The 22,306-nt window shown below is 37.5% G+C and carries 22 protein-coding genes; 8 read left to right on the top strand and 14 right to left on the bottom strand.

The window, feature by feature from the left end; translation table 11 throughout:
- Positions 1-3 precede the first annotated feature (3 nt).
- From AC59HZ_RS04695 to deoR, 7 genes are all read right to left on the bottom strand, one after another.
- Complete coding sequence (locus tag AC59HZ_RS04695) at positions 4-1,041, bottom strand: HEAT repeat domain-containing protein (RefSeq protein ID WP_496544719.1); 1,038 nt, start codon at positions 1,039-1,041, stop codon at positions 4-6.
- A 74-nt stretch (positions 1,042-1,115) separates the two neighbouring features.
- A complete protein-coding gene (gene proC / locus AC59HZ_RS04690) occupies positions 1,116-1,919 on the bottom strand; it encodes a pyrroline-5-carboxylate reductase (RefSeq protein ID WP_496544718.1) in 804 nt (267 codons plus the stop codon).
- A 21-nt stretch (positions 1,920-1,940) separates the two neighbouring features.
- A complete protein-coding gene (locus AC59HZ_RS04685; RefSeq protein WP_496544717.1) occupies positions 1,941-2,453 on the bottom strand; it encodes a DUF3189 family protein in 513 nt (170 codons plus the stop codon).
- Between the two features lie 104 nt (positions 2,454-2,557).
- Positions 2,558-2,956: a cytidine deaminase gene (locus AC59HZ_RS04680; RefSeq protein ID WP_496544716.1), complete on the bottom strand. Its 399-nt coding sequence runs from the start codon at positions 2,954-2,956 to the stop codon at positions 2,558-2,560.
- A gap of 25 nt (positions 2,957-2,981) precedes the next feature.
- On the bottom strand, positions 2,982-3,152 hold the full coding sequence (locus tag AC59HZ_RS04675; RefSeq protein ID WP_496545339.1) for a DUF1427 family protein: 171 nt from the start codon (positions 3,150-3,152) through the stop codon (positions 2,982-2,984).
- Between the two features lie 24 nt (positions 3,153-3,176).
- Positions 3,177-3,851 carry a deoxyribose-phosphate aldolase gene (gene deoC, locus AC59HZ_RS04670; protein ID WP_496544715.1) on the bottom strand — a complete coding sequence of 225 codons (675 nt, stop codon included), beginning with the start codon at positions 3,849-3,851 and terminating at the stop codon, positions 3,177-3,179.
- Positions 3,852-4,035: 184 nt separating this feature from the next.
- Positions 4,036-4,980 carry a DNA-binding transcriptional repressor DeoR gene (deoR, locus tag AC59HZ_RS04665; RefSeq protein ID WP_496544714.1) on the bottom strand — a complete coding sequence of 315 codons (945 nt, stop codon included), beginning with the start codon at positions 4,978-4,980 and terminating at the stop codon, positions 4,036-4,038.
- A 295-nt stretch (positions 4,981-5,275) separates the two neighbouring features.
- Between deoR and AC59HZ_RS04660 the strand changes: the two genes are divergently transcribed.
- Complete coding sequence (locus AC59HZ_RS04660; protein WP_496544713.1) at positions 5,276-7,354, top strand: MMPL family transporter; 2,079 nt, start codon at positions 5,276-5,278, stop codon at positions 7,352-7,354.
- Positions 7,355-7,394: 40 nt separating this feature from the next.
- Here AC59HZ_RS04660 and AC59HZ_RS04655 read toward each other — a convergent pair whose 3' ends face one another.
- Positions 7,395-7,715: a hypothetical protein gene (locus AC59HZ_RS04655; RefSeq protein WP_496544712.1), complete on the bottom strand. Its 321-nt coding sequence runs from the start codon at positions 7,713-7,715 to the stop codon at positions 7,395-7,397.
- Between the two features lie 197 nt (positions 7,716-7,912).
- Here AC59HZ_RS04655 and AC59HZ_RS04650 point away from each other — a divergent pair, with 197 nt between their 5' ends.
- The 3 genes from AC59HZ_RS04650 to AC59HZ_RS04640 all read left to right on the top strand — a co-directional run bounded on the left by AC59HZ_RS04650 (position 7,913) and on the right by AC59HZ_RS04640 (position 10,760).
- Complete coding sequence (locus tag AC59HZ_RS04650) at positions 7,913-9,031, top strand: metallophosphoesterase (protein WP_496544711.1); 1,119 nt, start codon at positions 7,913-7,915, stop codon at positions 9,029-9,031.
- A gap of 158 nt (positions 9,032-9,189) precedes the next feature.
- Positions 9,190-10,470 (top strand): ArsB/NhaD family transporter, encoded by a 1,281-nt coding sequence (locus AC59HZ_RS04645; protein WP_496544710.1) that lies wholly within the window; start codon positions 9,190-9,192, stop codon positions 10,468-10,470.
- An 11-nt stretch (positions 10,471-10,481) separates the two neighbouring features.
- On the top strand, positions 10,482-10,760 hold the full coding sequence (locus AC59HZ_RS04640; RefSeq protein ID WP_496544709.1) for a hypothetical protein: 279 nt from the start codon (positions 10,482-10,484) through the stop codon (positions 10,758-10,760).
- 48 nt (positions 10,761-10,808) lie between these two features.
- Here AC59HZ_RS04640 and gntK read toward each other — a convergent pair whose 3' ends face one another.
- Positions 10,809-12,350, bottom strand: coding sequence for a gluconokinase (gntK, locus tag AC59HZ_RS04635; RefSeq protein ID WP_496544708.1), 1,542 nt, complete (start codon positions 12,348-12,350; stop codon positions 10,809-10,811).
- A gap of 129 nt (positions 12,351-12,479) precedes the next feature.
- Between gntK and AC59HZ_RS04630 the strand changes: the two genes are divergently transcribed.
- Positions 12,480-13,325 carry a MurR/RpiR family transcriptional regulator gene (locus AC59HZ_RS04630; RefSeq protein WP_496544707.1) on the top strand — a complete coding sequence of 282 codons (846 nt, stop codon included), beginning with the start codon at positions 12,480-12,482 and terminating at the stop codon, positions 13,323-13,325.
- Between the two features lie 59 nt (positions 13,326-13,384).
- On the opposite strand, the gene AC59HZ_RS04625 is transcribed toward AC59HZ_RS04630, so the two are convergent.
- The 5 genes from AC59HZ_RS04625 to AC59HZ_RS04605 form a co-directional block, all read right to left on the bottom strand.
- Positions 13,385-14,734 carry a GntP family permease gene (locus AC59HZ_RS04625; protein ID WP_496544706.1) on the bottom strand — a complete coding sequence of 450 codons (1,350 nt, stop codon included), beginning with the start codon at positions 14,732-14,734 and terminating at the stop codon, positions 13,385-13,387.
- A 329-nt stretch (positions 14,735-15,063) separates the two neighbouring features.
- Positions 15,064-16,536: a gluconokinase gene (locus tag AC59HZ_RS04620; protein WP_496544705.1), complete on the bottom strand. Its 1,473-nt coding sequence runs from the start codon at positions 16,534-16,536 to the stop codon at positions 15,064-15,066.
- A gap of 191 nt (positions 16,537-16,727) precedes the next feature.
- Positions 16,728-17,528 carry an ATP-dependent sacrificial sulfur transferase LarE gene (larE, locus tag AC59HZ_RS04615; RefSeq protein WP_496544704.1) on the bottom strand — a complete coding sequence of 267 codons (801 nt, stop codon included), beginning with the start codon at positions 17,526-17,528 and terminating at the stop codon, positions 16,728-16,730.
- A gap of 53 nt (positions 17,529-17,581) precedes the next feature.
- Positions 17,582-18,352 (bottom strand): SDR family oxidoreductase, encoded by a 771-nt coding sequence (locus tag AC59HZ_RS04610; RefSeq protein WP_496544703.1) that lies wholly within the window; start codon positions 18,350-18,352, stop codon positions 17,582-17,584.
- A gap of 22 nt (positions 18,353-18,374) precedes the next feature.
- Entirely contained in the window at positions 18,375-19,643 is a 1,269-nt protein-coding gene (locus AC59HZ_RS04605) for a nickel pincer cofactor-dependent isomerase, group 22 (protein WP_496544702.1), read from the bottom strand.
- Positions 19,644-19,832: 189 nt separating this feature from the next.
- On the opposite strand from AC59HZ_RS04605, the gene AC59HZ_RS04600 reads away from it, so the two are divergent.
- From AC59HZ_RS04600 to AC59HZ_RS04590, 3 genes are all read left to right on the top strand, one after another.
- Positions 19,833-20,168 carry a hypothetical protein gene (locus AC59HZ_RS04600; RefSeq protein WP_496544701.1) on the top strand — a complete coding sequence of 112 codons (336 nt, stop codon included), beginning with the start codon at positions 19,833-19,835 and terminating at the stop codon, positions 20,166-20,168.
- A gap of 24 nt (positions 20,169-20,192) precedes the next feature.
- On the top strand, positions 20,193-21,002 hold the full coding sequence (locus AC59HZ_RS04595; protein ID WP_496544700.1) for an ROK family protein: 810 nt from the start codon (positions 20,193-20,195) through the stop codon (positions 21,000-21,002).
- A gap of 109 nt (positions 21,003-21,111) precedes the next feature.
- A complete protein-coding gene (locus AC59HZ_RS04590) occupies positions 21,112-22,026 on the top strand; it encodes a nuclease-related domain-containing protein (RefSeq protein WP_496544699.1) in 915 nt (304 codons plus the stop codon).
- Positions 22,027-22,306 lie beyond the last annotated feature (280 nt).

Below are 22,306 nucleotides of genomic sequence, written 5' to 3'. Positions count from 1 at the left end.
CCGTTAATCCCCTTTATGCAGCCATTCCCAGGCCATATCTCTTGCGAATGCATCCTGGGAGGTTTTCAAAACTGACTGTAATATTTCTCTACCATCGGCAAAACGGCTGATTGACTGTCCTGCCTGTGCACGCACCCACCATGCAGGATCGTGCAACAGTTCAATTAATCTAGGAATTGCCTTCTTTTCTTTTAAAGAACCGATTAATTTTGCGGCAACCATTCTTTCTTCCCATTTGGGAGAGTCCACTAAGGCTAAATAGGGATCAATTATTTTTATGCTTCCAATTTCTGCTATTGCTTTTAAAGCCCTTAGTCTAACTTCTCCTGAGTAGGTTGAAAAGATATTTTCTAAAAATGAATGGTAGGTAATTTCTTTTTTTATGGAAATGACATCTAATACAGCCCTTTGTAAGGCTGAATGGCTTTTATGGAACTGAAGAATAAATTGCTCAAACTGTGCATGTTCTAAGCGAATTAAAATATTACGATAATCGTATTCTGATAAATGTACATATTGGTTCGTCAATAATTCAGTCATTTGGGGTAATTGAAATAAAGCAAGTGTTCGAAGAACATGGACAAGCTCGTCACGTGAAAGCCTTTTCTTTTTTAAGAGCTTATAAACGTCTTGTAAAAGTTTAATCATGTTAAAATCCTCAATATGATAAAGGGTATTCATACGAGTGCTCCATCGCAAGCTTCTAAGCCGTTTTCGATAGTAGTCTTTTAAGTATTTAGAAGCTAATTCAGTTAACCTATACTTTTCATCTGCTTTTTCCAATCCTTTTGAATAACGAATTAGAAGTTCTTCGATTGCTAATTGCTGATAAAGTGTATCGGTGGAAAGTCCCCTGATAAGCCTTCCTTCCGTAAGCATTTGAAATATTGGAGCATTATATTTTGCTTTGTAGTGATTAATTTTTTCCCTTTTTTTTATTTCAGTTACTTTCCGAATGATTAAATACACTAATAAAAAAAGCAAAATCCCTAAAGTAGATAGTGTTAAGACTGTGAGGACCCGCAACTCATTATTCAGCATCTGATTACATCCTTTTGATTAACCACAAAACTAATGATTTTAAAAAAGGACCCATATATGGATCCAAAGTGAAATCACCTTAACATTTTTACTTTATCCGTACAGCTCTCCATCGCAGACAGGATGGCTCCTCGAAATTGCTTTTTCTCAAGAGCAGCCACAGCTTCTATGGTTGCACCCCCGGGGGTACACACATTATCCTTAAGTTCGCCAGGGTGAATACCAGTTTCCAGAACCATTTTGGCTGCGCCAAGAATGGCCTGAGCAGCAAGACGATAGGACTTGTCCCTTGGGATTCCTTGTTGAACTCCACCATCTGCCATGGCTTCAATTAGCATATAAATATAAGCAGGGGAAGATCCACTAATGGCTGGCACCGCATCCATCCATTTTTCCTCGAGCCGCTCAGTTTTTCCAAAGGTCTTGAACACATGCTCAACTTCCATAATTTCTACTTCACTAAGACGGTCATTTGGACAAATGACGCTCATTCCTTCCCCTACTAGGGAAGGGGTATTTGGCATGGCCCGAACTGCTTTAACTTTCTGGCCAAAGGCATGTTCAAGATCAACTAAAGTAATGCCTGCCGCAATCGTTACAATAATTGTATCTTGTTTAATTTCATGCTTTATTTCTTGAATTACGGAAGTATGAAGGTCTGGCTTGACAGCAAGGATAAGAATATCTGCAAACCTTGCAACTTCAATATTATGTAATGATGTCCTAATCCTGAAGCTCTCGGTGATTTTATCAATTGTATTTTTTGTTGCTGAACTTGCCATGATGTTTTCCCGTGAAATCACTTCTGATGCTACGATTCCTTCCAGCATGGCCTGCGCCATTTTCCCTGCCCCAATAAATCCTATCTTTTTATTCATTCTCTCCACACCCTATTCTTCTTACTTGTACATTTCATTTTCTAATATGATGACATTTTCTGCAAATGTTGTTCTGCCAACTTCTTTTGTATTTTCCACTAAGCGATAAACATTGTCACAGCATCTTTTCGCCCCTTTTACTAATAGTGGCACTCCGATAACATCAATTTTTAATCCTCTCGAAAAAAATCCTCCCATTGACATTAAAAATGGAACGGTTGGCGATGTATTGGAAAACACGATTTTTTCATCAAACATAAACTTTTCTTGCAGCAATAAACTCATTTCTTTTAAAGCAGGAACCACATATTTGTTCCTTTTCCGTCCAATTGTATACACAGAATGGCCTTCATCATCCACTCCGTGAAAAATTAGCTTGCCAAAATCTTGTTTTGTTAATTTATTGAAATACTTCACATTTAATATTTCTTCCGTCGTCAATTTCTGTTCTGATTGCGGTAATTGTTTTAAATGATATGCCGCTGCCAATGAAGTTGTATGTGTCCCACCATAATCATTGTATATATAAATCATGGTATCATCCTTTATTCGTTTGTCTATTTTTATTATGGATGATTGTTGAAAGTTTAACCAAAAAAAGAAGCTTTTAGATGAATCTAAAAGCTTCTTTTGAGAAATTACTTATTTAAATCCTTTGGCGAAAATGCACCTGGAAGAAGGTCTTTTACAAGAATTCTTTGGACAGCGCCCTTTAAATTTGTAAGAACCACTTCCATTTCTGAATCACAAAGCTCGGATATCACTTGACGGCAGGCACCGCAGGGAGGAACAGGACGCTCCGTATCCGCGACCACTACTAGTGAATCAAACTTTGTAACCCCTTCTGAATAGGCCTTAAATAAAGCGGTCCTCTCTGCACAGTTCGTCATCCCATAGGCAGCATTTTCAATGTTGCATCCATGAAATACTTGACCATCACTAGATAAAAGGGCTGCACCAACTTTAAATTTAGAATAGGGAACATAAGCAAAATCTCTCGCTTTATTCGCTTCGATCATTAGATCTTTTTCTTCCATCCTTCTCACTCTCCGCCATGGAATATTAATGTTGAACTAACTTAAAAATCCATTCAAGTATTACGCCGCCAAAGTATACACCGAAAACACCAACGACTGCAGAGAATACTGGGGGTGCAGGTAATGGCAGTTTTAAAAATTTAAACAGCATTCCAACAACTAAACCAGCTATTAACGCCAATAAGACATCTCTCATATTTTTATACCCTCGCATTAATTATTAGTAACTACTATAAGAAAGTTCCCCTTTAGCGATTGAAACTCCAGAACTTGCGCCAATACGAGTAGCTCCTGCTTCCACCATTGCCAGTGCATCTTCACGGCTGCGAACTCCGCCGGAAGCTTTTACACCAATTTCAGGACCAACTGTTTCACGCATTAAGCGAATATCCTCAACTGTTGCGCCTCCTGTTGAAAAACCAGTAGATGTTTTAACAAAGTCTGCACCTGCTTTAACGGATATTTCACATGCTCTTATTTTTTCCTCATTCGTTAATAAACATGTCTCAATAATAACTTTAACTAAAGCTTTTCCTTTAGCTGCTTCTACAACTGCACGAATATCTTTTTCCACTAAATCATCTTGCTTATCTTTAAGAGCAGCAATATTAATGACCATATCAATTTCATCTGCGCCGTTTTCAATGGCATTTAAAGTTTCAAAAGCTTTTGTCTCAGGTGTTGAAGCGCCAAGCGGGAAGCCAATTACTGTACATACTTTTACTTCAGGCTTATCAGCAAGAATCTCAGCAGCTGTTTTTACCCAAGTTGGATTTACACAAACTGATGCAAAAGAATATTCTTTTGCTTCTTCTGCTAATATTTTGATTTCTTGTTTAGTTGCGTCTGCTTTCAATAATGTATGATCAATCATTTTAACGATATTTTGAGTCATAACTCCGACTTCCTCCCTATATAAAAACATTTATATTTAAAAAATTGAATGTTAATTATTACACTGTAACTATACCAAAGAATTTGAACATTTGTAAATACTTTTATGAACAAATGTAAAAAAATATTGTAATCAGTTTCACAAAAAAGACAAAAAACAGCGCTTAGGCTGTTTTTTGGATTATTTATTCTTTTTTATCAAGCAGGAATTGTGCTGTAAATTGGTCAGTGATAAGAACATTAGCATATCCGCCTTTTAAAGCACCGTATATCCCATCAATTTTGTTTGGGCCACCCGCAACAAGAATAGAATGCTCCTTCGCACTTAGATCATTCAAATTAATTCCTAAGGTTCTTTCATTCAGGCTCTCATTGCAGATTCCGCCATCTTTATCAAAGAAACGCGAGCAAATATCGCCGACTGCCGTTCCATACAATGATTCCAAGTCACTGTCGGTAAAATAGCCCAACTGAAATAGTAATGAATCCGTTTTTATTGGTCCTATTGTAAACAAGGCAATATTTGCTTCCCTGCCAAGTTCGAGGATTTTACGGATATGCCGATCTGCTTCCATTGCCTGCTTTACCACCGCATGATCTACAATAGCTGGAAGTGGAAGATTGTGCGGGGTTGTATTATAGGCTTTGCCAAAAAGATATAAAATTTCTGAAGCATACGTATTCGTTTCAGCATGGCTGACACCGCCTTTAAGCTGGACGACTTTTACATCTTTTACAAATTTCTGTTTCAACTCGATAGCGATATGGTAAAGTGTTGTTCCCCATGTCACACCAATAATGTCATTATCCTTCACAATTTCATCAAGAAATTGAGCCGCTTTTTCGCCAAGATAATTTTTAATGATATGGTTTTCAAATTGAGGAATTGATGCTACAACCGCTTTTTTTAAGTTGAATTTTTTCTCTAATTGCTCTGATAAATTTTCAACGTTTTCTGTAGGGTCCATGATGCTGATCTGAACGATACCATCACTTTTTGCTTGCTGCAATAATCGGGATACTGTCGGGCGGGAGACCCCTAAAACCTTGGCTATCTCGTTTTGATTATAATCCAGTAAATAGTATAACTTGGCAGCTTCAATCACCTTACTTAATTTTTCTCGATCCATAGGTCCCACCTAAAAAGATATTTTCTTTATTGTATCAAAAAAAGGAGCATAATCATAAATGTTTTACATTTGTAAAAATTAAAATGAACATATTTTTATCATTACCATCTTAGGCGTTGAAATAAACAGTGAATTTTCACTTTGAAATAGGGGGAAAATTTATTAACCAACTGTTTTCCTTTGGATCGGGAGTGATATTTTGAGAAAATTTGGCAGATACATATACCAAAGGCGAAAATGGATTTTAGGGTTATGGATAGCAATCATAATCTTTTTTGGATTTTTCGCACTACAATTGCCATCAGTATTAAGTGGAAACGGATTTGAATATAAAGGGGAATATAATGAAACGAGAAGAATTTTAGAGCAGGACTTTGGCCAGCCAAAATCATCGATTATCTTGGTTTTTGAAAAAGAAAAACAAATAAGTAAAGAGAAATTTCATGGCTTTATTCAAAATACATTTGATAAATTGAGAAATTTTGATGGAGCAAACAAGATGGAAACTCCTTTTGAGCGTGATGGAATGCTAAAGGGGAACTATGCCTATGGGCTGCTCACTTTTAATAAAAAAGCAGAAAGCCTTGGTAATGAAATTGATGAATTAAAAAAGCTCCTAAAAAATAAAAACGGCTTAAAGGTTACGATAACCGGTGAGCCCGTCATCGTGCATGACTTAAATGCCGCAAGCCAGGAAGATCTCGCAAAAGCTGAAATGATCGGCCTGCCAATTGCCCTTATTGTCCTTATCCTGGCATTTGGCGGACTTGTAGCTGCCTCTCTTCCGCTTGTTATTGGCGTGGTTTCCATCTTAACCACTATGGGAACTGTTTATTTTTTTAGCTATGGTATTGATTTAACTATTTTTATTTTAAATATTGTCCCGATGATTGGTCTTGCTTTAAGCATTGATTTTGCCTTGTTATTTATAAACCGCTTTAAAGAGGAAATCGAAACGAAACCGATTCAAGAAGCAATTGAAATAACGGTGGAAACCGCCGGCCGTTCGATTATCTTTTCAGGACTTTGTGTGTTTATTGGTTTATCAGGACTTTGGTTTATCAAAATTGATATATTTCAAAATGTTGCCTTGGGCGGAATGACCGTTGTATTTTTATCTGCTTTTTGCGCTTTAACCTTCCTTCCCGCCATTTTGTCTATATTAGGGAAAAGGGTTAATAAATTAAGTTTACTACCTGTTACAGATAAACAAACCAGTTTATGGTATAAGTTCGCCAAATTTGTGATGCGGCGCCCTGTTCTTATGTCGATTACGGCACTTGCTGTTCTTCTTGCCGGCCTTATTCCGGTTAAGCAAATGGTATTAACCATTCCTGGGACAGATTCATTGCCGGCAAAATATCCTTCAAGAGTTGCATTAGAAACATTCAAGCATCAATTTATCGCTAAGGAAAAACGAGACGAGAAAAAAGTAACAATTGTTTTATCCACGAATGGAAAAATCCTTAATAAGAATAATTTTAACAAAATTAGCCAGGTAATAAATCGAATAGAAGAAGATCCTCTCGTCAATACCGTTTATTCGCCATTTTCAGTAACGGGAATAAAAGATTCAGACCAGCTCCTTCAGTTTTTAACATCTGGAGACAAATCTAAAGTTGCTCCGATAATAGACTATTTTATAAAAGATAACAAAATGCTTTTAGAGGTTTATTTAAAAACTGGTGAGCATTCTTCAAAAGCTCGAGCTTGGGTTAAAAAATGGGCAACTAAAGATTTAGGCTTGAAAGCTTCTTTTGGCGGTTCGATAAAATTTGAACAAGAAATTTTTACGGAAATATATAAAAAAGCACCTTATGGATTACTTTTAATTGTTATTTCCACTCTTGTGATTCTGATGGCGGCATTTCGTTCTATCCTTATTCCAATTAAAGCGATTTTAATGAATATATTAAGCCTTGGCTGTACGTTTGGCATTGTCGTTTGGGTATTTCAGCAAGGTCATTTGGGAGTAACACCTGCAAACATTGCCCTAATTTTACCAGTATTTGTTTTTACACTTGTTTTTGGACTTTCGATGGATTATGAGGTCTTTCTTATCTCAAGAATTCAAGAGTTTTATCTGGAAACAGGTAATAACAGCGAGGCGACAATCTATGGCTTAACCTATACAAGCAAGATTATTACGTCAGCTGCAGCCATCATGATTGTTGTAACAGGTGCCTTCGCCTTTACAGGAGTCATGCCAATAAAGCAATTAGGTGTTGGGATTGCAACAGCCATTTTTATCGATGCAACCATTGTCAGGATGGTGCTTGTCCCTGCCTTAATGAAGCTTCTTGGAGACTGGAACTGGTGGTTTTTTGGAATCAAAAATAAAAATCAAATGGAGAAACGAAAAAAGCCAGCCTGACTTTTCAAGGCTGGCTTTTCCCCCTTTTCGAGAACTTCTTTTAAGACATAAATGAAAGGATGACTTTTTGTGGTAAATCTGTCTCACTATCAGTTTTTCTTTTGAAACGCTCACACGATGGCATTTCATACGAAAAATCCTCAACTTTTGCCGGAATAACGCCTCTTTGCTGCAATTTTTCAAATACTTGTTGCATTGCCTCTTCTGTGGTAATCGTTTCTTCTGAACCCTCCATTTGTAAGCAATCTACACATGTTTCGATAATATTTTCATCAATTTGTTCTTGAGTAAACACTAATTTTGCACCTGTTATATTTTCAACTTCCTGGTTTTCTAATTCAATAATGGTTGTTATGTTCATTTTTATTTACCTCCACTTTTTTATGGCTTCATTATAAATTATTTTCACCTCCCTAATGTTTGAAATCTCTTTAATTCGTTTTTTATTCAAATGTTTTTGACAAATTTCTGTCCATTTTCATTACACCCTTTAAAAGGTATTAACAACCGTGTTAGGCAAGATAATAACAGTAGAAAGATGATGCAGGAGGTAAAATAATGCCTAAAAAAAAGGGACCATTACTACTAATCACATTCATTCTTTATTGTTATATTTACACTCCAAGCACTTATGCAGCAGAGGTCACCCCAAATAATCGCGGAATAATCGATTTGCGAATCTTAGAAACAACTGATATACATGCTTCATTGGTCAATTATGATTACTATCAAACAAAAGTGGATAACAGGATTGGCCTTGTTAAAACGGCAACTCTTATTCACGAAGCACGAGGAGAGGTTAAAAATTCTTTATTGTTTGATGATGGGGACCATCTAAAAGGCAATCCCCTTGGTGAGTATCTCGCCAGGATCAGGGGGATTAATAAAGGTAAAACGCATCCAGTATACCGTGCCTTTAATTATTTAAATTATGACGCAATAGCCATCGGAAATCATGAATTTAATTATGGGCTAAAGTTTTTAAACTCAGCGATAAAAGGAGCCAAAATGCCTGTTTTAAATGCGAATGTTTTTTCAGTAAAAAAAAACAAGCCCTATTTTACACCCTATACGATATTAAAAAAGAATGTTGTCGACCAAAGTGGTAATGAATATACATTGAACATAGGGGTTATCGCCTTTATGCCCACTCAAATAATGAAATGGGATAAAGCAAATTTAGAAGGCAAGGTCTATGCAAAACCGATTGTTGATGCGGCAAAGGAATTTATTCCGATTATAAAGGCCAAAGGAGCAGATATTATTATTGCCCTTGCCCACACAGGTATTAGCAGTGAGCCTTATAATCCTGATACCGAAAATGCTGTCTATTATTTAACACAATTGCCGGAAATAGATGCTATACTAGCTGGCCACTCACACAGCGTCTTCCCTGGGCCTGTATTTCAACACCTACCTAACACAGATATAGAAATGGGCACTATCAATGGAAAACCCGTTGTAATGGCGGGAGCTTTTGGGAACCGTCTCGGTATTATCGATTTAAAAATCGCGAAGACAGCTGGTAAGTGGAAGGTCTTACAAGGGACCTCTACTACTAGGGCTATTAGTAATGAGAATGGGAAATCGCTTGTTAGAAATGATAAAAAATTATATAGAATCATAAGACCAGAGCATCAAGAAACGGTAGATTTTATAAGAAAGTTAGGGTTGTAGCAACCTTCTCTGAAAAGTTATTACTTTACATCCCAAGTATATTTTTATAAAATTAAGTAAATATTAAATACGGTGTAATTTGGGTGGAGTCTGTCATATCGGGCTCCTTTTTGCATTTTTTTAAACACCAGATAAATACAAGGGGGAAGAAGTAAAACATGTCAACACAAGCATACATTGCAATTGGTGTATTTCTTATTACATATGCCTTTATCGTCACTGAAAAAATACACCGAACCATTATTGCAATGGCAGGCGCCATCATGATGATCCTACTAGGAATTGTCGGTCAAGAAAGGGCCCTCCATCATATTGATTTTAATACACTCGGGTTACTAACTGGGATGATGATTATTGTCGCGATAACCTCTGAAACGGGACTTTTTAAATACATTGCGATTTGGTCTGCAAAAAAAGTGAAAGGTGACCCGTTAAAAATCCTGCTTGTCCTAGGAGTCATTACCGCTTTAGGTTCGGCTTTTCTAGATAACGTTACGACAGTTCTATTGATGGTACCTGTCACTTTCAGTATCACCAGACAATTGCGTGTAAACCCGATTCCCTTTTTAATCACAGAAGTAATCGCTTCTAATATAGGCGGGACTTCGACGCTCATTGGCGACCCGCCTAATATTATGATTGGCAGCGCCGTCAAGGAGCTTACATTTATGGAGTTTATCTATAATTTAACAGCTATTTCATTTTTCATTTTATTAGTGAATATCGGAATTTTAGCATTTGTTTATCGCAAACAACTAAAAACGTCTGCCGAATTAAAATCGAATCTAATGGATTTAGATGAAAAGGAAGAAATCACAGACAAAACTCTTTTAATAAAGTCGTTAACTGCCTTAACATTAACTATTTTGGGATTCTTCCTGCATCAGCTTTTTCATGTAGAATCAGCGACAGTAGCTTTAGCAGGAGCTTTTCTTTTACTTTTATTAACAGGAGAAAGTTACTTGGATAAAGCTTTTGGCAAGGTAGAATGGACAACCATCTTTTTCTTTATCGGGCTTTTCGTCCTTGTATCCGGATTGATTGAGACAGGAGTGATATCGTTATTAGCGGACTATTCCGTTCATTTAACCGGAGGAGATGTTACCTCTACTTCAATTTTAATTCTTTGGGTGAGTGCAATTGCCTCTGCTTTTATTGATAATATTCCATTTGTCGCTACGATGATTCCAATGATTAAAGATATGGGTGACCTTGGAATCCAAAATTTAGAGCCGCTGTGGTGGAGCTTGTCTCTTGGAGCCTGTTTGGGCGGAAACGGAACTTTAATAGGGGCCAGTGCTAATGTCATTGTGGCTGGTCTTGCTGCAAAAGAGGGCTATTCGATAACGTTTGGAAAATTTCTGATCATTGCGTTTCCATTAATGATTCTTTCTATCATAATCTGTACTGCTTATATTTACCTGCGATATTTAATATAGGGGGAATTGGAATGAAGACAGAGTATAAATATAACGAGCAATTACTCGAGATATCGGAAACGGTTAACGGGGATGATATTGAAATTTCTATTGCTCTTATTGACAGTGAGTTAAAGAAAAATCTAAAAAAAGTTCGAGATTTTTTTGATGAAAATAAAGTAATTTCAGATATCTACTTTTACATTCATCCTAATAATAAATATCAAATTATCGTAAGAAAAGACTTCTACAATGAATTTATTATTCAATTATTCAGGCAGCAGTTATTGAAGGAAATTAAATGGATATAACAGAAAGAGGATGTCCTTGTAAGATGGACATCCTCTTTTGTCTATTCATTACTTAATCCACTTTTTCTGGAAGGCAGAAATGCTTGCGTACTCTTCTTTTAACAGCCGTGAGAGTCGAATATAGATTGGGATTAATTCCTGATAAATCTCAACATTTTCTGGAACAGGTTCATGATGATTGGTTGCCCCGACCATTTCGGAAACCACATTTAATGAATCTACTTCACCCAAACTATATAAGCCTAAGATGGCAGCACCAAGACATGAGCTTTCAAAGCTTTCTGGGATATTTACTTCTTGATTAAATATATCCGCCATCATTTGACGCCATAGCTCTGAGCGGGCAAACCCGCCAGTAGCCTGAATTTTTTTCGGTTCCCCGATTAATTCCTCTAAGGCCAAGAGTACTGTATACAAATTGTAGATAACTCCTTCTAAAACAGCCCGAATTAAGTGCTCTTTTTTATGATGCAATCCTAATCCGAAAAAGGAGCCACGGGCATTCGCATCCCAAATCGGCGCCCTTTCTCCGGCAAAATATGGGTGAAATAAAAGTCCGTCCGAACCAGGTGTAACACGTGAAGCAATCTCTGTTAACAATTCATAGGGATCCTTCCCCAACCGTTTTGCGGTTTCCACTTCGGCGGAACCAAGTTGATCCCGAACCCATCTAAAAAGCATGCCCCCATTATTAACCGGTCCCCCAATGACCCAATGATTTTCCGTCAGCGCATAACAGAAAATCCTTCCCTTTGGATCGGTGACAGGTTTATTGGTCACAGTCCGAATGGCTCCACTCGTTCCAATGGTAACGGCTACAACCCCTGGCTCAATCGCGTTTACACCTAAATTGGACAACACCCCGTCACTTGCACCGACAACAAATGGAATGTCCAAAGGAAGCGTCATCTCTTCCGCAAAGCTTTCATTTAAACCAGTAAGACTGAAGGTAGTAGAGACAGGCTTTGATAGCTTATCAGGAGAAATCCCTGCGACTTTTAGTGCTTCTTCATCCCATTGCAAGGAAGCTAAATTGAACATCCCAGTTGCAGATGCAATCGAATAATCGATTACATATTCATTAAACAGTTTATAAAAAACATATTCTTTAATTGAAATAAACTTATATGTACGATTAAAAATGTCTCCCTGTTCATTCCTTAACCAAATTAATTTTGAAAGCGGGGACATTGGATGAATAGGGGTTCCGGTTCGAAGATAAATTTCATGTCCATTCATCTCTGATAATAATTTCTCCGCCCATTCAGCACTTCGGTTATCTGCCCATGTTATACAATTGGTAAGTGGTTTACCAGATTCATCCACTGCAATTACACTATGCATCGCTGAGCTAAACGATATACAAAGGATATCATTCGGTGCAGTCCCACTTTTTTTGATGACTTTCTTTATGGTATCAATCACCGCTTGAAAAATTTCTTCAGGGTCTTGTTCTGCCGTGGCAGGCGTGGGTGAAAATAAAGGATATTCAATTCCATGAGTTGCAATAACTGTCCCGTTTTTTGAAAACAGAACCGATTTTGTACTGGTTGTCCCGATATCAACGCCAATAACATATTTTTCATTCATAAATCCATACCTCCAAAAAGAAAACTAGTTAATTTTTTTTAATTTTGTAATCGTTTGCGGGAAATATTTTTTCACATCTATTATTGTGGTATACTGCTAGTATCTACTGATTAAGAAAGGAAATCCGAAATGACAGAAAGTTGCCTTGGAAAAATACGTTCTTATTACGCAAGATTTAGCGATAAAGAAAAGAAAATTGCCAATTATATTTTGGATAATCCAGATAAAATTATTCACTGCACGATTAATGAAGTCGCTGAAGATTTAAACGTTGCCGATGCCACTGTGTTCCGTTTTTGCAAACGAATTGGTTATAAAGGCTATCAAGCATTGAAAATTGCCCTTGCTTCAGAAATCATCACGCCGATTCAGCAAATCCACGAAAAAATTTCAGAACAGGACAGCGAAAAAACCATTTCGGAAAAGGTCTTTCAATCCAATATTCGCACCCTCGAAAATACGTTACAAATTATGGACAGTGATTCCATCCAAAAAGCAGTTAAACTGCTTCATACTGCTGACAAAGTGGAGTTTTATGGAACAGGAGGATCAGCGCTCATTGCTATGGATGCGTTTCACAAGTTTATTAGAACTGGTGTAAAAGCATTTGCCTTTTTAGATTCCCATTTTCAACTCATGTCTGCATCACAGTTAACAAAGAATGATGTCGCAGTAGTCATTTCCCATTCAGGAACAAATAAAGATACTGCTAATATTTTAAACACTGCAATTGAAAGCGGTGCCAAGACGATTGGAATTACCAGTTTTCCAAAGTCACCGATTAGCCAAAATGTCGATGTTGCCTTATACACTAGTTCAGACGAGACGGAATATCGCTCTGAAGCACTTGCTTCAAGAATTGCACAATTAAGCCTTATTGATGCCCTCTATGTGAATCTGATGATCCTAAATAAAGAAAGAGCTAAAACAGCCATGGAAAAAATCAGAGGTGCGATTTCTGATACTCGTATATAACGAAAACTTTAAAAGATGAACCCAATGCGGGTTCATCTTTTTTTTCCAAATCCGTGTTGCTATACAAATACATTAAGGATGAGAATAAACACTAATGCTGCTGTTGCTATAATAGTTTCAAGTGCTGTCCAGGTCATTAATGTTTCTTTAACTGACATTCCGAAGTATTCCTTGAACATCCAGAATCCTGCATCATTAACATGAGAAAGAATTAGTGAGCCTGCACCTGTTGCTAAAACCAGCAGTTCAGGGCTTGTACCAGGCATAGCTGCTGCGATTGGCGCCACAATACCTGCTGCTGTCATCATAGAGACAGTCGCAGAACCTGTTGCAACACGAATCATCGCTGCAATTCCCCAGCCTAAAAGGATTGGTGACATATGTGATTCTTTTGCTAAGTCAGCGATATATGTTCCGATACCAGAATCAAGTAAAACTTTATTAAATGCTCCGCCTGCACCAATAACTAATATGATTGAAGCAGTTGGCGCCAAACAGTCATTCGTAAATTTCAAGATTTTTTCACGATTCATTCCGCGAGAGAAACCAAGGCTAAAGAAAGAGTAAACTGTTGCAATTAATAACGCAACTACTGGATCTCCCAAGAATTTTAATGCTTTATAACCAAAGCTTGCTTTGTCTAATTGGATTTCCGCTATAGATGCAATGAGCATAAGAATAACAGGAAGAAGAACTGTAAAAATGGTATTGAAAAAGCTTGGTAATTCTTTCAAATCCTTTGGAGCTGCCATTTGTTCAGCCAATTCTTTTGGTACATCTTTGTGAATTCGTTTTCCAATCCAGCTTGCATATACTGGGCCTGCAAGTATTGCAGTTGGCAATCCAACGATAATGGAATAAAGTATGGTTTTACCAACGTCTGCTTTAAAAATCCCAACTGCTGCCATTGCTGCTGGATGCGGAGGAACCAAACCGTGTACTACTGAAAGACCAGCTACCAATGGTACACCGATTTTTACTAATGAAACACCAGTTTGACGAGCAATCGTAAAGGCTAATGGAATTAATAGCACAAAACCAACTTGGAAGAATACAGAAATACCTACGATAAAACCAACAAACATCATTGCCCAGTGTACATTCTTTTGACCAAAACGGCTTATTAGCGTTTGGGCAATTCTTTCGGCACCACCGGATTCTGCCATCATTTTACCAAGCATGGTACCAAGTCCAAGGACAATAGCAAGGAATCCTAAGGTATTACCCATACCTGCTTTAATGGAATCAATAATACCAGGATGTTCCGGATCTGGAGCAACCAAAGGCATACCTGTAGCCAACCCTACTCCAACTGCTGTGATAATTAATGCGACAAACGGGTTTAACTTTGCAACTGTAATCAACAATAGTAACACGACAATTGCGGCAAATACAATCAATAATAACATTGATGAACCCCCCAAATAATCTGACTTAATTTGTTTTTCTAAGCATATTTCTGAAAGCACTTTCATGTGTAAATTGATTATATGAAAAAAAATTTCTTAATGCAATATATTTTTTCAAAAAATATTTATTGAAATATTAGGAAATAAAAAGAGTTACTGTCATGATTAATCTGAACAGTAACTCTATTTTTATGCTTATTTAATAAATCGTATCCAGTTTATCTTAGCACTAACCTTTCTATCTAGCCGATGAAAAGTTAATGGATAATACCGTACACCAAGTGTGTTCGTTTCATGAAATAAAATTTCTTTCACTCTATTTAGCATTATTAAAAATACTTCATGATATCTACTGCCAGCTTCTCATATTTCTCATAAACCTTTTTATAGATCTTACTGTTTTCCTTATTTGGAACAATTGCTTCTCCCATAGGGATATTCTTTTTTATCTCTTCGAAGGAACTAGCTTTACCAATGGCCACTAATGACGTCCATGCTGCACCCCAAGCAGCACTATGATGACTTTCTGAAACATAGATTTCAGCTTCAAATACATCAGCCATCATTTGCAGCCAAATCGGAGACCTTGATAAACCGCCGTTTACATAAATTTTTTGCGGCTCGCCAGCTAATCTTTCTAAAGCATTCCCAATCTGGTATAGATTAAAAGTAATTCCTTCTAACACTGCACGAATAAAATGTTCTTTATTGTGGGTAATCGAAACCCCATAAAAATTCCCTTTGGCCTGCTGATTCCAAATCGGCGCTCTTTCTCCGTTTATATAGGGAAGAAAAATAATGCCATCGGCCCCAGGAGCAACCCGTTCTGCTTCTGCAAGGAATTCATCATAACTTCCTTCGTAGTTCAGAAGATCTTTTAACCATTGTAAGGCAATTCCGCCATTGTTGGTTGGCCCTCCAATGATGGAAGTATCCGCTGTAAAGGAATAACAAAAGGTTTCTTGATTTTCACTTATTTTTACGCCTTTGGTAAATTGTCTAATTGCCCCGCTTGTCCCCACTGAAACGGCTGCTTCTCCAGGGAGAATAGCACCGATTCCAAGGTTTGCCAATTGCCCGTCAGCTGCTCCTATTACGAAAGGTGTACTTGGCTCGATACCGATTTCCTCCGCTATAATCGGGTGGATTCCTGTTAAAATCGCAGTCGGAGGTACGATGTGTGAAAGCTGTCCTTCGTTTATACCAGTTAACCCTAATAGTTCCGAATCCCAGCTTTGTGTCGCTGGATTAAATAGACCTGTTGCAGAGGCCATCGAATAGTCAATCACACGTTGATCAAACCATGATTGAAGCACAAACTCCTTAATTGACATATAGTAAGCTGCCAGATTATAGGATTCATAGTTTGTTTCTTTCATCCATAAAAGCTTGATGAACGGTGTCATTGGGTGAATCGGTGTGCCTGTATTGGAATAATATTTGCTCCCCGTTGCTTCCAATACTTTCTCTGCCTGGTCAAAGCTTCTCCCATCAGCCCAAATAAGTGCTGGAGATATCGGCTTTTTATTTTCATCAACACATATGAGTGAATGCATAGCAGCTGAAAATCCAATGGAAAGTAGTTCATTTTTTTCAATGCCTGCTTTGTTAATCGCATTCCTTACCGCATTAATTGCTAATCTCTCGATTTCAATTGGATCCTGTTCTACCCATCCGGGCTTTGGATAATAAGAGGTAATCATTTCTTCTGAATCAGCGATGAGTTTTCCAGTCAAGTTGAATACACATGCTTTGACGCTAGTTGTTCCAAAATCAATACCCATTACATACTCTTTATACATGTTTCCTCTTCCTTTTCAAATAATACATAGTAGATCTAAATTTCTAATATCGTTAAAAGAAAAAGCCTTGTAGGATTCCAAAGCCTTTTCTTTTAGCTGCTCCCTTTTAGGGAGGCTGTGTTAAACCATCCTGTTGATTTCCGCTCCGCTCCACAGGGTTAAAAAATCAACACTGACCTTTAAAACAGCCTTTAAGATAAAACTTTGTTCATACTGCCACTTTGGTAGCCAATTAAATCTAATGTAATATATTTGTATCCATATGCTTGAAGTTCTTTGACTATAGAATCGTGGTTATCCAAAACAACCTTCATGTCGGTCGGTTCTACTTCAATTCTAGCAATCTCCTGATGAGTTCGAACACGTACCTGCCGGATTTGTATAGATTTTAAATAACTTTCCGCTTTTTCAACCTTCGTCAACTTTTCTTTAGTAATATATTCACCATAAGCAATCCTAGAAGATAGACAAGCGAACGATGGTTTATTCCATGTTGGTAAATCGAAATTCCGTGAAAGTTCCCTTATTTCTTCTTTAAAAAGATTCGCTTCTTGCAGCGGTCCGCGGATTCCTTTTTCTTTTGCAGCCTGCATGCCTGGCCTGAATTCATTCATATCATCTGCAATTACGCCATAAATCACATTCTGAAATCCCTTTTCTTCCATGACCGGGATTAAGTGATCAAATAGACTGCTTTTACAAAAATAGCATCGATTCTTATTGTTCTCCGCATAGCCAGGAATCCCTAACTCTGATGTTTCAATTACCTGATGTTTGACACCAATTTTTTCAGCGAGAACCTTTGCCTCTTCAAGTTCGCTTGAAGGGTAGGTTTCGGAGTCAGCTGTTACCGCTAATACATGGTCATATCCTAATGTATCCACAGCTACTTTTAAAAGAAACGTACTGTCCACTCCGCCTGAGAATGCGACAACCACTGATTTCATATCCCGGAGAATTGACTGTAGACTTTCATACTTCTCTGTATGCATGGTCCCCTCTCCCCTCTTTTAAAGCCATTCACTTTTAATATTTATGTGTCTTATTAAATTGTCATGCTTCCAAAGCCGCCATCTACTCTAATCAAGGCTCCCGTTACGAAGCTTGAAGCATTTTCAGATGCAAGCCAAACGGTTGCCCCTTGTAGTTCTTCCGCTTCGCCAAAGCGATTCATTGGAGTATGTCTCATGATCGATTCGATTCGTTCTTTATCTAAGATTTTTCGGTTTTGTTCCGCTGGGAAAAACCCTGGAATAATGGCATTCACACGAATTCCATTCGATGCAAATTCACGTGCCAAGAACTGCGTTACACTGTTTAGTCCCGCTTTGGAAACAGAATACGTAAATACTCTTGAAAGTGGGGTTGTAGAAGAAACAGAAGAAATATTAATGATACTTCCCTTTCTTTCCTGCTCAATCATTTTTTTAGCAAAAATCTGACAGGTTAATACAATACCTTTTAAGTTTATATCCATGATTTTGTCATATTCATCCATTCCAAGCTCAAAGAAAGGAGTTGCACTATTCGTACCCGGAGCATTTAAAAGAATGTCCCAGCCTCCGGACCATTGTTCAATTTCATTTGCTGCTTGAATTAGTGATTCCTGTGAGCTGACATCCGCAGCAAATGCTTTTGCTTCTCCGCCATTTTGTTCAATTTCTTTAACAACTTCTTCAGCTTTTTCAAGGTTTCGTCCGACAATCGCCACTTTAGCACCGTGTGCTGCCAGCCCTTTTGCCATTGCTGACCCTAATACACCATTTCCCCCAATGGCTACTGCGGTTTTCCCTGTCAAATCGAATAAATTTGTCATGCCTCTTCTCTCCCCTATTTTTCTAGAATAAATTTCCATTTTCATCAAAAGGGAACTCATAAACTTCTGATATTTGCTCCATATTTGGATGATTTTTTATATATTCAAGCAATGGTTCAGACACTTCAATTTCACTTAGCTTTAATGTATTTTTGATCCGAACGAGTTTGACTGTTCTAAAATCTAAGATATTACAAGTTTTTATGGCCGCTTGAATGGTCTGTTTATCATTAGGTAAGGTAGTGGCAATTTTCGTTGGTGCGACAACCGTTGAAGTCAACCCATTGGCATAGGTTCCTTCTAAATCCATTTTGTCTACTAGGCGCTGGCTGGTAAAATCAGCAGTTCCAACTCCATTGGCATTTCCCTCTGACTCTCGAGTGACATCAAGCACGACCATTTTGCTTACATCGGGACCACCTGACGCATAAGGTGTTGGATAGCGGCCTGTGATATTTGGATCCATTCCATCACCCGAAATGTTTTTACCAATTTCATCAATCACCAAGACATCTATTTGATCAAAAAACAACTTTGGCAATAAGGCTTTGGCTTGTTTCTGTATATCAGGTTCTTTTTCAATAATCTCATCCGGAGTTAACACATCAACAATGGCAACCTTGTCAAATGCATTTTCAACCGAAGCAACTCCAAAAAGGAATGGTGTTTTTTCCATGATGATTTTTGCCATGGCTGGTACATTTTCTGCCATATACTTAAAACCCATTTGATGACATGCCTCTGCCCCTTTTTGTTTCCCTAAACCAATACTAATCATCTTCATAATGCCGCTTTCAACTGGTCCCCTAAACGCGGTATGAGGTTTCACCCGATTGATTACCACAATGCCATCAGCTTCAGAAGCATATTTATCGACATACACTGGCAATCCATTTGATAGTTCGCTAATCTTTACAACTTCCATCGATGAGCGAATCTCACAGCCTGCACTTTCCTCAGTTACACCAAGATGGGCTAACACTTCTCTCTGTCCTTCTGCAGTCGCACCGCCATGGCTTCCCATACTAGGCACAATGAAAGGTTTTGCACCTAATTCTTTTAAAAATTGCACGGTTACTGCAGTAAGTTCAACGAGGCGATCAAGCCCTCTGCTGCCTACAGCAATCGCAATTTCCATCCCAGGTTTAATTTGTTTCTGGATTTTTTCTCGTTGTAATTTTTCTTTTAATTCCTTTTCAAGGTTTTCAATTTTCGTATCATCAAACTTTACTCTTACTTTGGCTATCTTCGGCATTGGAATATCTTTAACTAATTCTTGCAGAATTCCCATGGATATACTCACTCCTTCTCAATGTTTAAAGTGTTCCTCACGGGATTATATACCATGTACTTACTTTGTTAATTACTTGGCTATTTACAAATTAATTCATTTTAATTTGTTTACTAAACAAATTAATTACCTGTATAATATCATTATGCTTCCAAAACGTCAATAAATATGTAGTTAAAGGAGAAAATTATGCTTACTGGGGATGCAGCATACATTAAAAAAATCAATCGTTCCTTAATCCTTAGCAAAATTATTGAGCACGGGAGGGTTTCTCGTTCAGATTTAGCGAAAATAACTGGCTTAAATAAAGCAACAATCTCTGTGCAGGCAGCTGATTTATTAGCGGAAGAATTAATTATCGAAACGCCGCAGGAGAATAAAAATCTTGGCCGAAAGCCTATTTGGCTTTCCATTAATCAGGATGCTGGATTTTCCTTAGGGATTGACCTTGATAAAACCTCAATAACTTTTACGTTATCAGACTTAAGTGGTATGCCTATTTCCACTGAAACAATTGTGCTTTAAAATACTGAGTACAATGAGGTTCTCTTGTTATTATCAAAGCATATTACAAATTATAAAGAAAAATATGCTTTTGCCCCCTATGGACTAATTGGTGTGGTCATTGGAATTCACGGTATTGTGAATAACGATGAAATCATTTATTTCGTCCCCCACCACCAATGGCGTAACAAAAATTTAAAAGTTGATTTGTGTAATGAAACCGGTGTCGATGTGTCTATCGAAAATAACGCAAATTTGTGCTCATTCTCTGAAAGCGTCTATAAACACCATCAATGTGAAAATTTATTATCTGTTAGTCTGTATTCTGGAATTGGGCTGGGTTTGATAGTTAATAAAGAATTGTTGAAAGGATACCATGGTTATGCAGGGGAAATAGGACATATGATTGTCGTTCCAGAAGGTAAACTGTGCAGCTGCGGGAAAAAAGGCTGTTTTGAACAATATGCTTCTGAAGCCAGTTTTATTAGGCGATTAGCTGAGATAAAACAAATGGACGCCATTAGCTATGAAGAATTAAAAGATTGGATTAACAATGAGGATCCTACTACTTGTCATCAAATAAAACATTTTATTAAAATCTTATCCGTTGGCCTTAATAATATTATTAATCTATATAATCCTGAGATGTTAGTTATTAATAGCGAGCTGCTCCGAATGTATCCTGAAGCTGTATTTGAAATTAAAAATCAGTTGAATTCTTCAGTTGGTCACTATCGTGAACTTGTGATTTCAGATTTCGGAAAAAAGGCTTGTATCTTAGGAGCTAGTGCGATGGCGATTAAGAAGTTTTTAGGGGTTCCGGAACTAAATTTGTCTTTGGCTGATCACGAATAACAAGCGATTCTTTCGAAAAATTAACAAACTCTTCACTTTTTTGACAAGCAGAGTCGGTTTTATTTTATAAAATAGACTCGGAGTGATCAAAAACATAAGGAAGTGTCATATGGCAAAGAAGAATCGTACTGAATCCAAAGAATTAAGAATTTTGAGATCCTTGAACACTCGAATGACACTAGCTGAAAAAGACCGGCAGCATTATTACAGCCTTAAAAAGGGGTATGAGGGTGAGGTAATGTTTGATAAATTAACTGAGAAGTTACTGTGTGAATGCACAATCTTAAACGACTTGTTATTCAAAGTAAACAATTCCACTTTCCAAATCGATACACTGATTATAATTTCTGAAAATATATTTTTTTACGAGGTAAAAAATTTTGAAGGTGAGTATTTTTATGAGGGTAAGAGGTTATACAAGAAGCCCAAAACTGAATATAGTAACCCTCTAGTCCAATTGAACCGAAGCGAATCACTACTCCGCCAATTACTGCATCATGAAGGTTATCAATTCCCCATTGAGGGCAAGGTCGTATTTATCAATCCTGAGTTCACCCTATACCAAGCACCACTAGATAAGCCTATTATTCTTCCAACACTAGTTAATAGTTATTTAAAGAAATTAGATTTAACGCCATCGATACTAACTAGCCGGCAGGAAAAACTTGCTGACAAACTAATTTCACTTCATATTGATGAAAATCCTTATACGATGTTACCTCCCTATGATTATGATGAGATCCGAAAGGGGCTAACATGTGCTTTATGCAGCTCGTTTTCGATTTCTGTCCTAGGTAAGAAATGTATGTGTGGAGATTGTGAGCATGAAGAATTGGTTACAGCTGCTGTTATGCGATGCGTACGGGAATATATGCTTCTTTTTCCGGATCGAAAAATTACTACCAATGATATTCATGAGTGGTGTGGGGTCGTGGAGTCGAAAAAAAGAATTCGGAGGATTTTAGAGAAAAACTTTAAAATTGTCGGCGGTGGACAATGGGCTTACTTTATAAAGATTTATTGATGATGAGGACATTTCTATTGATTTCCCTACTAGTTTTGTCCCCAAGGGCCCTTATTGAGGACATTTCTATTGATGTCCCTACTAGTTTTGTCCCCAAGAGCCTTATTGAGGACATTTCTATTGATTTTCTTACTAGTTTTGTCCCTAAGGGACCTTATTGAGGACATTTCTATTGATTTCCCTACTAGTTTTGTCCCCAAGGGCCCTTATTGAGGACATTTCTATTGATTTTCTTACTAGTTTTGTCCCCAAGGGACCTTATTGAGGACATTTCTATTGA

It is taken from the genome of Neobacillus sp. DZ-9 (genome assembly GCF_059587065.1).
Note: the sequence above shows the minus strand (reverse complement) of the source record. Positions and strands in the feature narration are given on the sequence as shown.